Raw genomic sequence first — 13,523 nt, 5'->3', positions numbered from 1 at the left:
ATTATTATTTAGTGGTTATTTACTTAGGTGCTGGTTATTTAGTAGCCATTTTTAGCAAAAATGTTATAAGTTAAGCATATCTTGGTGCTTCCATTGCTGCACTTTTATTTGTGCTTCAAATGCTGTCAAACTGTCCTCAATAATGCTAGAAATTAAAGTATCCAGCGCGGTGTTGTTGGTATCGATTTGTGCCACACCGCTGGCAATAGCGACCATCAATGCATCAAGACGTTCAGCATCAAGGAGACGCTCGTTTAAAGCAATGACCACATTTTCGCCAATATTGTGTCCCACATGCTGCAATTGCGACTCAATCAAGCCACCAGCGATGGGTATCATGCGCAAGTAGCGACGTAACTCTGGCGTATTGGCCAAACCTTCTTTAATCGCTTCGCCCATCGCACCAGCTAGCATGTTATTGCCTCCTGGTGAGGCCGTCAGCGCTTGCAGTTTTGGCGCCAGCTCTGTGCGTAGTAGCGAAAGTAATGCTGTTTCAATCTCATGACGGTTGCGAGCAATCGTTGATTCGATCAATGATTTGTGCGTTTTGGTGTCGGTAAGCTGCACACGAAAATTATCGATTGCAGTCAAAATGACACGATCTGACAACTCTTCTAGTAGCAGATCAATATAGAACTTGATACGGTCAATCCACGACTGCGGTAGTACTTGATAGCCAAGCTGGTAGAGTCGGCGGCCGATAACCACTACTCGAAATAACCGTAGCGCGCGTAGCTGCGGAAAACAGCCCAACACCTCATACCAGTGGACAAACGGAAAAAAGAACCAGCGATAATAAACTTTTTCTTTAATGGCAATTGCCCAGCGTAATAATAGCTCGACGACTAAGAATATGGTGAAAAACCCACCTGCCGTACGCAACGGATCATGCAAAGTGCCTTGATACCAGTTAAGCGCATCACTCAGTGTCAGCCACCCTGCAACATTGCTACTAAAGTTACTCATCAAGATGGCATCTATGCTAATCAATAAGAGATCAATACTAATAGCAACAATCATCAAAATGTCATAAGTCAGTTTAAAGCGACTTGGTTTGGGACGATTTGACTGTGGTGACTGCTCGCTTGAAGGTTGCGTGCTCGGAGATTGACTGCTTGCTAAGTTCGATGACTCATTTGGCATTGCTGCGGCTATTGGCGAGCTTTTAGTAGGAGAGGCGGGCACAGTCATACCTTTTAGTAAGAAATGGCATAAGAAATAATGTCATCAGTAGACAGGGTCAATGATGATATTACAACTGAGTAAGCGAGCGTTTTAATGACTATTCACATTATCAATGAATGCCATCAAAAAACAACCCATCAACCATTATAATTTGGTATTTTATATCAATTGAGTAAAACCTGATATTAGGGCGTGTCCTCAATCTGAACAGTAAACTGTAAACGGGTTAAAAATGGCTAAATATTTGCCAAACTGCGTCAAGTAGCTTGCTCATATCTCGATATTATATGTACTACTTTCCTTGTTTAGCTGCCATTTATCTCATTTTTATCACCATTTTCAAAATGAGGACACGTCCTAGCCAGCTTTTAGTGTTTATATTGCAGCATAAAAATTATAGCAACATTGTGATTTGCAGATTTACTGAAAAAAATAATTTATCGTTCGGTCTATTTTCTCTGCGGGTTATCTGCAAAGTCAGCAAGCATGGTGGTAATAAGGTCATCTTTTTGACACCATATCTGTTCAACCCAATCAAACATTTTAGCCTTTATTGCTTCATCCTCTTCATAGCCACCATTTTTGATACCAGCAAACAATTCGTCAGGTATTTTAATATACCGAACGTCAACGCCCAAGCGTCTGATATTGCCTTTCCATAGATCACCATAGGTTGGCACGCCATCCGGATAAACAATGGTCATATCCAAAATACCATCGATGTCATCCCCTAAGGCATTGATAGCCAGCGCCAAGCCACCCGCACGCGGTTTCAGTAAATGCGTATAAGGTGAGCCTTGTTTGGCATGTTTCTCTTGTGTGAAGCGAGTGCCTTCTAAGTAGTTTAATAAGGTGAACGGTTTATCTTTTAATAACGCGCAGGCACGCTTGGCTTCTTCAATGTCTTTGCCCTTTAATGCAGGGTTTTTGGCAACCTTTTCTTTAGGATGGCGGCGCATCATTGGGAAGTCTAAAAAATAAAAGGCTTGACCAACAATTGGGATGTAAATCAGCTCAAACTTGGTAAAAAATCGGGTGAGGGGCAGGCGCTGTTCACCAATATATTGCACGATACTGGTATCGACCCATGACTGATGATTGCTAACCAGCAGGTATTTACCGGCCATATGGACGTCATCGGGTAAGTTGATACGCCAATCTTTACGTGGCAACATATTATCGATCAAGGCGTTATTACTACTAATCCAGTGGGCAGCAATTTTTATCACGGTTTTATCCGCAATGGGTGCTCCAGTAATCATCTTGGTCGCGCCCATTAGCCATAGCGGGATACTATAACCAAAGCTATTGGCCGCGATGACACCGGCTGCTGTAGTCAGCGAAACTGCCTTGCCCAATTTTGGGGCGCGTTGATGTATTTTTTGAATAGTAGAGGTCAGGCGCATGTTTAATCCCTGTCTATCGATATTGTTGATATATAAACACTCCATTTCTGAAGTCGTTATTTGCAAAATTTTTGGCGGTTTTATAGGGTTGAAATCGCGCTATATGTTTAGTGGTGTTATTAGCGCTGCTTCACGGTCAACTTTATTGCATGATTTTAACAGAAATTATTCATAGTGTACGACTGTAAACGTGACTTGCCATGTCTGGCCTAGCAGAGATGGATAATACAAAGGAGAAGAGTGCAAACCCTCCTGCACTTCTCATACATAGATGTGACAAAATATTACACATAAATAGATAGTAATTGCCATAATAATAACGAACGAAAGTAAGCACCTAAATAAGATTCATAAATAATCTTTATAAAAAGCACAGCTTAACAAAGCACAATTTTAATTTAATACTTAAGAGGAAATATTATGCGTAATACATTAATGATTGCCGCAGTCGCATCTGGTTTAGCACTTAGTGGTTGTGCTACTGATCCAAACACTGGACAACAGCGCTTGAACAAAACTGCTATTGGTACATTGGCAGGTGCTTTAGGTGGTGCAACCATCTCTAAAGCAACTGGTGGCGACAAAACTGGCCGTGATGCAGCTATTGGTGCCGCATTGGGCGCTGGTGTTGGTTATTACATGGAGCGTCAAGCTAAGCAGCTTGAGCAACAGATGGCTGGTACAGGCGTAACGGTTGAGCAAAATCCAACGACTGGTAACATTGACTTAGTTATGCCAGGCAGCATCACCTTCTCATTCGATGATGCTACATTGAGCTCATCGTTCAAGCCAACACTTGATAAACTTGCTTCAACGATGAACCAGTACAACAAAACATCAGTTAACATTGCTGGTCATACCGATAGTAAAGGTTCAACGTCATATAACATGGGTCTATCACGTGATCGTGCTTACTCAGTGGCTAATTATCTAACTGCTCGTGGTGTTGCTTCTAACCGTGTCAACGTTGTTGCTTATGGCGAATCACGCCCAGTAGCTGATAACAACACTGATTATGGTCGTCAGCAAAACCGCCGTGTTGAGCTAACCATTAACTCGCCACAAAGCGTAAACTAATAAATGGTTTGATAACCATCTATTTTAGTCGCTTACAGTAAGAATAGTGCAAAAAAGGTCAGCAATACGCTGGCCTTTTTTTGGGCTTAGAATTTGATAAGGCAGCTTTTGATCAACGGTAAGACCCAATCCTTAAATTATATTTGATAATAGTTATCAATAACATTATAATTCGCAAATATTTGAATATTTCAGCAATAGTGATGACAGTGTTTAGCAGCTATGACCCTATACATCAGTCATTTACTGTACTTGCCTTTTTTTATAATGTATCTCATCGAGGACGTGTATGAATATGACCACAGTGACGAGCCGTAAAATTTTACCGACTACTTTAGCCGCTGCGCTTGCAGGGATACTGCTGGTATCGGGTTGTACCAAGCAAGCCAATGACGATACCGCCACTGATGCACAAACAGAAATACAAAATACAGACGCTGCCAATAATAAAATCACATCAGGCGCCGAGCAAGCCAATATCGATCGCTTGGCACTTAGCTATGTAAATATGGCTCATGCTGCCTATAAAGATTCATTAGACACCGCAAAGACTTTGCAGACAGCAGTGAATGCTTATGTAGATGCGCCAACTGAAGCGAACCTTGAAGCGGCAAAAGCTGCCTATAAAGCGGCGCGTCAGCCTTACTCACAGACTGAAGTATTTCGTTTTGATGAAGCATTTGTGAGCGCTGATGACAAGCGTGAGATTGGTAGCGTCGATGGCTGGGAAGGACAGGTCAATGCATGGCCGCTCGATGAAGCGCTCATTGATTACGTCAGCGACGACTATGAAGGTGAATATAACAGTCAAGACAATATCATCAATAGTGATAGCATTGCCGTCGGTAGCATTAAGCAAGATACCAGCACGATTACGCCGCAACTATTAGCAGACATGAATGAAATCGGTGGTAGCGAAGCCAACGTGACGACCGGCTATCATGCGATTGAGTTTATGCTATGGGGACAAGATATCAACGGCGTTGGTGAGGGTGCGGGCAACCGTCCGATTAGCGATTACAATACCACCGATGGCGAATGTACTAGTGGTGAAGGCGCCAATACCGATGCAAGCATTTGTGAGCGTCGTGGCGAATTCTTAAAAGCCGCTGCGCAGTTATTGGTTGATGATTTGACCGCGATGGAAGCCCAGTGGCAGCCTGACAGTGAGCATACCTTACGCAGCGATATGATAGCGCGCAAAGATAATAATGGCCTGCGCCAGATTATGTATCAGATGGGCAGCTTGGCATTTGGCGAGTTGGCCTCTCAGCGTATGCAGGTCGCCTTCGTCACGGGCTCTACCGAAGACGAACACGAATGCTTTAGTGACTTGACCCATCTTAGCTACGCCAATAATGCTCGCGGTATTCAGAATGTCTTTAATGGCAGCTACAAAACCCTCGCGGATAAAACCGTTGGTGGCTATGGCGTGAAGAACTACCTGATTGATACGGGTCATCAGGATGTTGCTGATAAGCTGGCTGCTGACTTTAGTAAAGTAGAAAGTGATTTTAATATCATCGTTGAAAAAGGCGAAAAAGAAGGTATTAAGATTGATCAAATGATCGCGACCGTTGGTCAAGCAAGCAAACAAGGTATCTCTGCTGAAGAGCAAAATGCTCGTCGTGGTTGGATCGAGACTGCCATTACCAGCTTGCAGGAATTGACGACTGGTATCGAAAGCGCGGCAAAAGCGGCTGGTATTGATAATCTCGATGCTGATGCGGGTTCATAGTTTTAAGCTAGGCTGTTTATACGCTTACTAGGGCGTGTCTTCATTTCAAAAATGGTGATAAAAATGAGATAAATTGCCGTCAAACAAGAAAAATAGCTGGTTAATATCGGGATATTAACCAGCTATTTGACGATGTTTGGCAAGATTTAGCCATTTTTAGCCCATTCAGATGATTATCGATTGAATTGAAGACACGCCCTAGCGTCAGTTGTATTCATTTATAATGCCTGATAAGTCGTTATAAGTGAATGAGAATTATTTTCATAAGAAAGTAATTTATGTATAATACACACGTTGTCAATCTCGGTTGGCAATGTGTTTTTTTATGCCCTATTAAAATAACGCTACCAGCCAGCTTTCTTACAGTTGTACCCTGTTGACTGTAACGACATATTGTTATGGTGCGCGATTTTGATGGTTCTATACTAGCGCTAAGGCAATGCTTATGAACGCCATTTCTGCCACGAAAGACAAACTATCTATGTCTCTTCATACCTCTTTATTGTCTAAAAATACACCGTTAAAGCTTGCGATTAGTGCTCTCTGCGTCTTGTCACTTACGTCTTGTCAGCCCACTGACAGCTCATCCGCTAATAAGAATGACGTCAATGCTGATAAGCAGGATCAGGATAAAGCCTTGTCTGCTGAACGCAGTCAAAATATCGAAGCGCTGGCTGGGGTGCCCATGCAGCAGCTTGCCTCTTTTGACCCGCAAGAGATTAAGCAAGGCGGTGATAGCGGTATTAGTATTACCAGTGCTGAGAGTTACTCAAAACCTTCATCAAATCTCACCGCCTTACGCAAAGGTTCTTTTTTTATTGGTAATGCGTTCTTTCAACAACCGTGGGTGATTGCCCCTGCTAGCACGGACAGCCGTGACGGTCTTGGCGCGTTATTCAATGTCGCTGCCTGCCAATCATGCCATGTCAAAGATGGTCGTGGTCACGCGCCGATGAGCAGCAAGGACGATGCTGATAGTTTATTAATACGTCTGTCTATGCCAGCGACAACGGATGAGCAGCGTCAGCAATTGCAGGATTCCCTGATCGAAAAAGTGGTGCATCCTATGTATGGCGGTCAGCTACAAGATCGCGGTATTCAGGGTGTACCAGCCGAAGCGCGAATTGCGGTACAGTGGACCGATATGCCAGTTACCTTTGCCGATGGTTATGTCGAAACCCTACGTGCGCCTAGCTTTAAGTTGACCAAACCCGGCTATGGGGCGTTTGATAATGAAATGATGGTATCACCGCGAGTGGCTTTACCAATGATTGGGCTTGGGCTCTTAGAACAAATACCTGACGATGATATTAAAAAACAAGCGGTCAATAACAATAGTACTAGCGACATCAGTGGCAAGTTTAACTGGGTGATGGATCCACAAACTGGCAAGCATGCGCTTGGTCGTTTTGGTTGGAAAGCCGGTCAAACCAAGCTGATTACACAAAACCAAAGTGCCTTTAATGAAGATATGGGGCTGACCTCAAACATTCGTCCTCATGAGTCCTGCATGCCGAGCCAAACCGCTTGTATTAACGCGACTACTGGCGCTGATGAGCAAGGTAATGGTAAGCCGCCCGTCGAAGTGAATGATGAAATAGCCAAGTTTGTAGAGTTTTATACGCGGAATTTAGCGGTGCCACATCGTCGTAATGCCGATGATAAGCTGGTACTGGCTGGTAAAAAACGCTTTTATGATATGGGTTGTCAAAGTTGCCATACGCCAAGATATCAGTTGCCAAAAACCGATGACGATCATCTTGAGCAGCATGGACAAGTCATTTATCCTTATACAGATTTGCTGCTGCATGATATGGGCGATGCGCTTGCCGATCGCACGATAGCGGGTAAACTACCAGCAAAAGATGCGCAAGTTGAGTTTTTGGCCAACTCATACGAGTGGCGTACTCCTGCATTGTGGGGAATTGGTCTGGCTCAAACCGTCGATCCACAAGCGACCTTTTTACATGATGGTCGCGCGCGCACGCTGATGGAAGCAGTGCTATGGCATGGCGGTGAAGCAGAAAAACAACGCCAAAAAGTGTTGAAATTAGATAAGCAAGGACGCGCTGAATTAAACGCCTTCTTAAAGTCATTATAAAAATGATATAAATTACTACTTATCCCATTACCGAGAAACTTATGAAAATAAATCCTGCATTAGCAATGGCGTTATCGGCACTGAGTGCTGGATTACTCATCAGTTGTGTCAAGCCTGCCGATGAGAATAAAACAGCAGAGGTGGATAGTCAAACCGTCGCGCAAGATGGCGCTGCCTCAAACAGTACGGCCGCCGATAGCGCGAATGACGAACAGATAGTCGCCATAGATATCAGTGCGGAGACCGAAAAAACCTATCTGACGCATGTGGCTGAAGACATTGTCATTCCAGCTTATGCGGATGCAGCGAAGCAAAGTGGTTTGTTACATGATTTGGCGCAGAAGCATTGTCAGCAAGCGCCTGTCAGCGGTGATGAATTGCAAGCATTGCGTGCTCAGTGGTTGGTACTGGCGCAAGCATGGGCGAGTGCTGAGATGATCAACTTCGGTCCTGCGACTGCTAGTATGAGCAACTTGTACATCAATTATTACCCTGACGAGCGCGGCTTGGTACACAGTGGTGTGGCTGACCTAATTGCCGCCAATCCAAAACTAACCCCAGAGCAGCTCGCTAACGAGAGCGCTATTGTGCAAGGCGTACCAGGTCTGGAAGAGGCGCTATTTGCCAATGACAGCTTGAATGCTGCTCAATGTGCTTATGTGGTTAGCGCCAGCGCGGCATTAAGCACGCGATTAAAAGACATCGAAAGTAACTGGCAGCAGAACGCCACGACTTTACTGGCGATTGATAAAACGGCTGACAGCGATCAAGGTTTGAACCAGTGGTTTAACGCTTTATTGTCATTGATTGAGACGATGAAGACCAATGCTATTGATGAACCATTAGGTCTCACAGGTAAAGCCAAGGGACATCTGCCAGCTGCTACTGCTGGACAAAGCCGCGCTATTATCAATGCTAAGTTGGCTACCTTGAATAAGACGCTAACTGACCCAGTATTGACGGCCATTCTTGGTAGCAATGATGAGAATGCTATTGCGGCAAGTCTATCAAGCGAGCTGGCTGATACCACCACGCTATTGGCGCAGATGCCAGAGGATTTAGCGACTGCCGATAAAGCCAAACAGCAAGAATTGTTTGATCATTTTACGACCATTACCCGTCTGCTGAAACGCCAATTGATTCCGACCCTCGGCATCCGTGTTGGCTTTAACAGCAATGATGGCGATTAAGTCATGCAAACCTCTGAAGCCCATACAGCTGCGATAGCAAAATCTCATAGCGCGTCCTCTAAAGCAACGCCTAGACCAGCAGACAAGCGCTCAAATCATGAGCAGCTGGTGACGTCGGCCTTGACTACGCTCGGTAGCGTATTGGGAACGGTGGCATTGGTTGGTATACATCATCACTATCGCAAGCAGCATCAGCCTGAAGCAAAGTTGCAAGATTATGTGTCGGGTGTGCGTTCTCAGCTGCATACATTGCAAGCATCGTCCAAGCCACAGCTAACCCGTTTTCGCTACGCCTATCAGCAAGCGACTGCTGCGTGGCAACGGGCTTATCATGATGATATCGATGATAAAAATCATGATACTAAAAATACCGTGACCGACCTGACGGCAATGCATAGCACCGTTATGCTGGCGCGTCCAGTATGCTGGGTCAGTGGCGTGGCATCCATGCCAAAAAACCTATCATTGATAAATGACGATAACAATCATGATGAAAATGGCTTTGGGGTGGTTGGTATCGATGCAGACCGACAAATCGTTTGGCAAACGACCATGCCTGAGCGTGTCCACGATATTGTTGTCCAGCCAATCCTTAATAGACAAAACAATCAAAACAGATCAAACACTCATAACCGTCAACGCGATGTCGTGGTGTTGGGTCGCCGCCCCAGTGAAAGTTTTTGGGTATTAGACACAGCGACAGGACAGGTAAAGCTTGCTATAAAAGCGGCTGATAATCGCCATTTTTATGGGCATGCTTGTTACAGTTTGGATGGCTCAAAGCTATACGTCACTGAGAATGATACGATAAGCTTGGCGGGTAAAATTGGTATCTACGATGCTCATGATAATTATAGCAAAGTAGCCGAATTTGACTCGCATGGTATTGGGCCACATGAGTTGATCATGCATTCAGATGGCGAGACACTGGTCATCGCTAATGGCGGTATCAAAACGGAACAAGCCTCTCGTGAAGAGCTGAATCTCGATACCATGCGTCCATCGTTGACTTATTTGAGTCGTCATGATGGGACGCTGCTTGAGCAAATTATTCCTGAACACAATCAGATGAGTGTGCGTCATTTGGCCATACATGAAGATGGCACGGTGATGATTGGTATTCAATTCCAAGGTGAAAAACATATCAATGTGCCGTTAGTGCTGACCCATCATCGCGGTGATCCTGACTTTAAACCATTGGTTATGCCCAATAATCAATGGCAATGCTTCCATCAATACATTGCCAGTGTGGCGGTTGATAGTGAGCGCAATCTGTTATGTGTGACCACACCAATTGGCGGCTGTGCGGCGATTTATGATTTAAACACACGTATGCTGATTGACGCTGTACGTTTGCCGGATTGTGCAGGCGCTTCGTTAGTCGCTGGTCAGGTATCTGGTCAGACCAAAAGTAATCATGGAGCGTCAGGCTTTATCGTCAGCGATGGGCACGGGAAACTGACCAGACTACGTGTCAATACTCTATCAGTAGAAACATCGGATGTAGCAGAATCAAATTCAAAGCATCCTGCCGACATTATTGTGCAGGACAGTCAAATACATAATATGTCTTTTGACAATCATTTGCAGGCAGTCTTAGCATAAGCGGTACAGGGGAGACATCACGATGCCGCAACCGAGTACGTCGCTCGTATTAGATATGGTCAGACAACAGCTGGCACAAGCAGGTATTGTGCTGCACGTGACCAAAAAGCGCGTCAAAAATATCAATTTTCGCTTAAAGCCTTATGCGCTCATGGTTTCTGTACCGATGTCTATCAGCGCCAGCCAAATCGCTCAGTCTGTCGACAAGCGCGTATTATGGGCGCTAGACAACCATCCGCAAGTATTAGCGCGTTATCATCACAAGCAAACCCCGAAACCCAAAGCGTCAACCTCGGATAGTCCTGTCCTCTTATGGGGCATCGAACAATCATTGAGGCTAAATCACGATGAAAAAATCGCTTATTATCGGCAACAACTTACTGAAGTAAATCCATCTTTATTTGACAAGTGGCAACCGATAGTCGGTGCTACTGCTAATGAAGTGCGGTTGAAGAAGATGCATACGCGCTGGGGCAGTTGTAATACACGCGCGCGCCGAATTTGGTTATCCGTATATCTTCCCGCTTACCCGATTGAATGCACCGAATACGTCATTGTCCATGAGCTGTGTCATTTGCATCATGCCAATCACAGCAAGGCGTTTTGGCAAACGGTAGCGGCAGCGATGCCAGATTATCAGCAGTGGCACGATATGCTAGCGGGCAAGTCGGGTCAGCTGGATTAAACGCCTCACACAAATGATATAAAGGCATTCGTTAACCCTAACATACCTGCTATGATAAGCGCTCACGTCGCAGTATACAGCGTATCATTCAAATAATAGAATGATAGGTATATTGTAGATGCATGGTATATACAGGGATGTCATATGGACAACGTCAATCAAGCCGAATTTTGGCAGCAGCGTTATGAGACTGGTAGCATACAGTGGGATATGGGACAGGTGTCACCACCGCTAAAAGCTTACATCGATCAACTGCCTGCGTCTGCTAAAGATCAGGCTATTCTAGTGCCAGGGGCAGGCAATGCCTATGAGGTTGGCTATCTACACGAGCAGGGTTTTACCAATGTCACATTGGTTGATTTTGCGCCTGCACCGATTGATGCGTTTGCAGAGCGCTATCCTGATTTCCCAGCGGCGCACTTGATTTGCGCAGATTTTTTTAATTTATCAGCTGAGCAATATCAATTTGATTGGGTGCTTGAGCAGACGTTTTTTTGTGCGATAAATCCGTCACGTCGTGATGAATATATCGAGCAGATGGCAGCGCTATTGAAGCCGCAAGGTAAGCTGGTTGGCCTACTTTTCAATGTGAATTTTGGCCGTGATGAACCACCTTTTGGTGGCACAAAAGATGAATATCAGCAGCGTTTTGAGCAGTATTTTGATATAGAGATTATGGAAGCCAGCTATAACTCGCATTCTGCACGTCAAGGCAGTGAGTTATTTATCAAGCTGCAAGCGAAGTAATCTCACGCTTGATATTATCTCGCGCTTGCTCTTCTAATCGTTCAAAGTAATAATCGGTCAGATACAGTCTTGGATGCGCCAACAATCCTTTTAACACCGCTGTTCGTCCGATACGGTAATCGGTAGCTGGCACGTGTGCATACTCTTTACGTACCGCAGATGCATATGGTTCATATTCAGACCATACAGCACCCAAAACGCTCAAATCCATATCTAGTAAATATGCTGCATCACTACACTTATCATCGTCTGCTAATGCATCAAGTTGATGAGTAGCTGTCATCATGATAAGTGCATAGATATGTTGGCATTGTTCCGCGCTCAAATATTTCCGTAACGCTTCCACCGCATAGTCTGCACTTTTTAACTCATTATCTGCCCGTGTTGGCTCGTATATCACATCGTGATAATACAGCGCTAAAGCGATAATATGCGGTTCATAAAGGTTGTGCTTAACTTGCTCAAACTGCGCAAACAACTGCTTAAGGTGGTGCAGGGTGTGATAAGCGCGATGGGCTTCGTTATAACGGGTAGCGACAGCTTGCCAAAGCATCTCTACCTCTACTCGATCAATATCATTAGCGATGGCAGACAAGTGCATGGCGAAATGCTGACCAAGGTCGGACGTTACGTGCGAAACATCGTTCATATCTATTCTACAACGCCTAGTTCATGATTGTTCTAACGGTCAAATCAATCCTTATGAGCTGCATCTTCAAAGGCCTGTTTAAATACCTTGCCCAGTAAATTTACATCGTCGACACGAGCATAATTCAAACGGGTGACAAAGGCGATGTGGCGATGTGGGCCTTTTTCTGCTAATGGCACCGCGACCGCATTTTGGTTTTGCAGATGCAATTGATCCAGCGCCATCTCAGGTACTAAGGTCGTGCCCATATTAGCGAGTGCCATCTGAATAAGCGTGTTTAAGCTAGCGTCAGAAAAGCTCGATTTCATTTGCGCCCGATCAAAATGACAAACCGATAGCGTCTGATCGGTCAGGCAATGTCCTTCACCCAGCAGCATGAGATTGGCAGTAGCGAGCTCCTCAGAATCAATGGTGTCAAGCTTGGCATGGACATCGTCTTTTGGGAATACTGCGAAGAAGTCTTCACTCCAAAATTCAAAACTGTGCAAGCCGTCTACGGCATAGGGTAGCGCAATGATTGCCGTGTCAATATGACCGTAACGCACTTGCTCAAGCAAGCGTTCGGTTTGTTGCTCAACGATGGTCATACGAAATTCTGGATAATTGGCTCGCAGTGTAGGCAGGACTTTTGGCAGCAAGTAAGGAGCAATCGTTGGAATGATACCCACGGTCATCGGGTAGGCAAGTGGCGTTTGATGACTGTGCGCACGGGTGGTCAAGTCGCTCACTTCAGAGAATACACGCTGCGCCCGCGTCAGGATATCTTGCCCAATAGGAGTGATAAGCACTTGTTTGTTATTACGCTCAAAAATCTGTGTGTCTAGTTGCTTTTCTAATTCTGCGATACCTAAGCTCAGCGCAGACTGCGAAATATTACAATCTTCTGCTGCCCGTTTGAAATGGCGGTGTTTAGCGACTGCTAAGGCAAATTCAAGTTGACGTAAGGTAATCATAAGACCTCTTTTTTGGTTGTTTTTCACGCAAATGACAATACTTATGCATCTTGGTCATTATCGAAATTTACCGATAGCACACTGATGACATGAAGTAGATAGAATAGTTTAACAAGTTTAATAAAACAAAACATCACATTAAAAACTTTTAACTGGATTAACCATAGAATTCGCGTATAGTTTGTCA

11 protein-coding genes are annotated in these 13,523 nt (G+C 44.7%); 7 read left to right on the top strand and 4 right to left on the bottom strand.

What is annotated here, in order from left to right; all coding sequences use genetic code 11:
- Window positions 1–63 precede the first annotated feature (63 nt).
- Both IOD06_RS04635 and IOD06_RS04630 read right to left on the bottom strand, forming a co-directional pair.
- The gene (locus IOD06_RS04635) at window positions 64–1,191 is read right to left on the bottom strand and encodes a hypothetical protein (protein WP_227669885.1); all 1,128 of its coding nucleotides are present in this window, start codon (window positions 1,189–1,191) and stop codon (window positions 64–66) included.
- Window positions 1,192–1,634: 443 nt separating this feature from the next.
- Window positions 1,635–2,591 (bottom strand): acyltransferase, encoded by a 957-nt coding sequence (locus tag IOD06_RS04630; protein ID WP_194619434.1) that lies wholly within the window; start codon window positions 2,589–2,591, stop codon window positions 1,635–1,637.
- Between the two features lie 420 nt (window positions 2,592–3,011).
- Between IOD06_RS04630 and IOD06_RS04625 the strand changes: the two genes are divergently transcribed.
- The 7 genes from IOD06_RS04625 (at window position 3,012) to IOD06_RS04595 (ending at window position 11,734) form a co-directional block, all read left to right on the top strand.
- The gene (locus tag IOD06_RS04625; protein WP_189585567.1) at window positions 3,012–3,668 is read left to right on the top strand and encodes an OmpA family protein; all 657 of its coding nucleotides are present in this window, start codon (window positions 3,012–3,014) and stop codon (window positions 3,666–3,668) included.
- A 289-nt stretch (window positions 3,669–3,957) separates the two neighbouring features.
- Window positions 3,958–5,406, top strand: a complete 1,449-nt coding sequence (locus IOD06_RS04620; protein WP_194619432.1) for an imelysin family protein — start codon at window positions 3,958–3,960, stop codon at window positions 5,404–5,406.
- A gap of 445 nt (window positions 5,407–5,851) precedes the next feature.
- Window positions 5,852–7,507 carry a di-heme oxidoredictase family protein gene (locus IOD06_RS04615; RefSeq protein WP_194619430.1) on the top strand — a complete coding sequence of 552 codons (1,656 nt, stop codon included), beginning with the start codon at window positions 5,852–5,854 and terminating at the stop codon, window positions 7,505–7,507.
- Between the two features lie 41 nt (window positions 7,508–7,548).
- The gene (locus IOD06_RS04610) at window positions 7,549–8,697 is read left to right on the top strand and encodes an imelysin family protein (RefSeq protein ID WP_194619428.1); all 1,149 of its coding nucleotides are present in this window, start codon (window positions 7,549–7,551) and stop codon (window positions 8,695–8,697) included.
- A 3-nt stretch (window positions 8,698–8,700) separates the two neighbouring features.
- Window positions 8,701–10,302: a DUF1513 domain-containing protein gene (locus IOD06_RS04605; protein ID WP_194619425.1), complete on the top strand. Its 1,602-nt coding sequence runs from the start codon at window positions 8,701–8,703 to the stop codon at window positions 10,300–10,302.
- A 22-nt stretch (window positions 10,303–10,324) separates the two neighbouring features.
- Entirely contained in the window at window positions 10,325–10,987 is a 663-nt protein-coding gene (locus tag IOD06_RS04600) for a M48 family metallopeptidase (protein WP_194619423.1), read from the top strand.
- Between the two features lie 144 nt (window positions 10,988–11,131).
- The gene (locus IOD06_RS04595) at window positions 11,132–11,734 is read left to right on the top strand and encodes a methyltransferase domain-containing protein (RefSeq protein WP_194619421.1); all 603 of its coding nucleotides are present in this window, start codon (window positions 11,132–11,134) and stop codon (window positions 11,732–11,734) included.
- Here the strand turns inward: IOD06_RS04595 and IOD06_RS04590 are convergent.
- Both IOD06_RS04590 and IOD06_RS04585 read right to left on the bottom strand, forming a co-directional pair.
- Window positions 11,715–12,383 (bottom strand): hypothetical protein, encoded by a 669-nt coding sequence (locus IOD06_RS04590; protein ID WP_194619419.1) that lies wholly within the window; start codon window positions 12,381–12,383, stop codon window positions 11,715–11,717. The genes IOD06_RS04595 and IOD06_RS04590 overlap by 20 nt on opposite strands.
- A gap of 44 nt (window positions 12,384–12,427) precedes the next feature.
- Complete coding sequence (locus tag IOD06_RS04585; protein ID WP_194619417.1) at window positions 12,428–13,336, bottom strand: hydrogen peroxide-inducible genes activator; 909 nt, start codon at window positions 13,334–13,336, stop codon at window positions 12,428–12,430.
- Window positions 13,337–13,523: the final 187 nt, after the last annotated feature.

It is taken from the genome of Psychrobacter sp. N25K4-3-2, assembly GCF_015351755.1.
Taxonomy (GTDB): domain Bacteria; phylum Pseudomonadota; class Gammaproteobacteria; order Pseudomonadales; family Moraxellaceae; genus Psychrobacter; species Psychrobacter glaciei.
Note: the sequence above shows the minus strand (reverse complement) of the source record. Positions and strands in the feature narration are given on the sequence as shown.

Excerpts from the sequence above, each read along its gene's own strand:
- IOD06_RS04630 (WP_194619434.1), bottom strand. The coding sequence starts at position 2,591 with ATGCGCCTGACCTCTACTATTCAAAAAATACATCAACGCGCCCCAAAA.
- IOD06_RS04605 (WP_194619425.1), top strand. The coding sequence starts at position 8,701 with ATGCAAACCTCTGAAGCCCATACAGCTGCGATAGCAAAATCTCATAGC.
- IOD06_RS04615 (WP_194619430.1), top strand. The coding sequence starts at position 5,852 with ATGAACGCCATTTCTGCCACGAAAGACAAACTATCTATGTCTCTTCAT.
- IOD06_RS04590 (WP_194619419.1), bottom strand. The coding sequence starts at position 12,383 with ATGAACGATGTTTCGCACGTAACGTCCGACCTTGGTCAGCATTTCGCC.
- IOD06_RS04595 (WP_194619421.1), top strand. The coding sequence starts at position 11,132 with ATGGACAACGTCAATCAAGCCGAATTTTGGCAGCAGCGTTATGAGACT.
- IOD06_RS04625 (WP_189585567.1), top strand. The coding sequence starts at position 3,012 with ATGCGTAATACATTAATGATTGCCGCAGTCGCATCTGGTTTAGCACTT.
- IOD06_RS04635 (WP_227669885.1), bottom strand. The coding sequence starts at position 1,191 with ATGACTGTGCCCGCCTCTCCTACTAAAAGCTCGCCAATAGCCGCAGCA.
- IOD06_RS04610 (WP_194619428.1), top strand. The coding sequence starts at position 7,549 with ATGAAAATAAATCCTGCATTAGCAATGGCGTTATCGGCACTGAGTGCT.
- IOD06_RS04620 (WP_194619432.1), top strand. The coding sequence starts at position 3,958 with ATGAATATGACCACAGTGACGAGCCGTAAAATTTTACCGACTACTTTA.
- IOD06_RS04600 (WP_194619423.1), top strand. The coding sequence starts at position 10,325 with ATGCCGCAACCGAGTACGTCGCTCGTATTAGATATGGTCAGACAACAG.
- IOD06_RS04585 (WP_194619417.1), bottom strand. The coding sequence starts at position 13,336 with ATGATTACCTTACGTCAACTTGAATTTGCCTTAGCAGTCGCTAAACAC.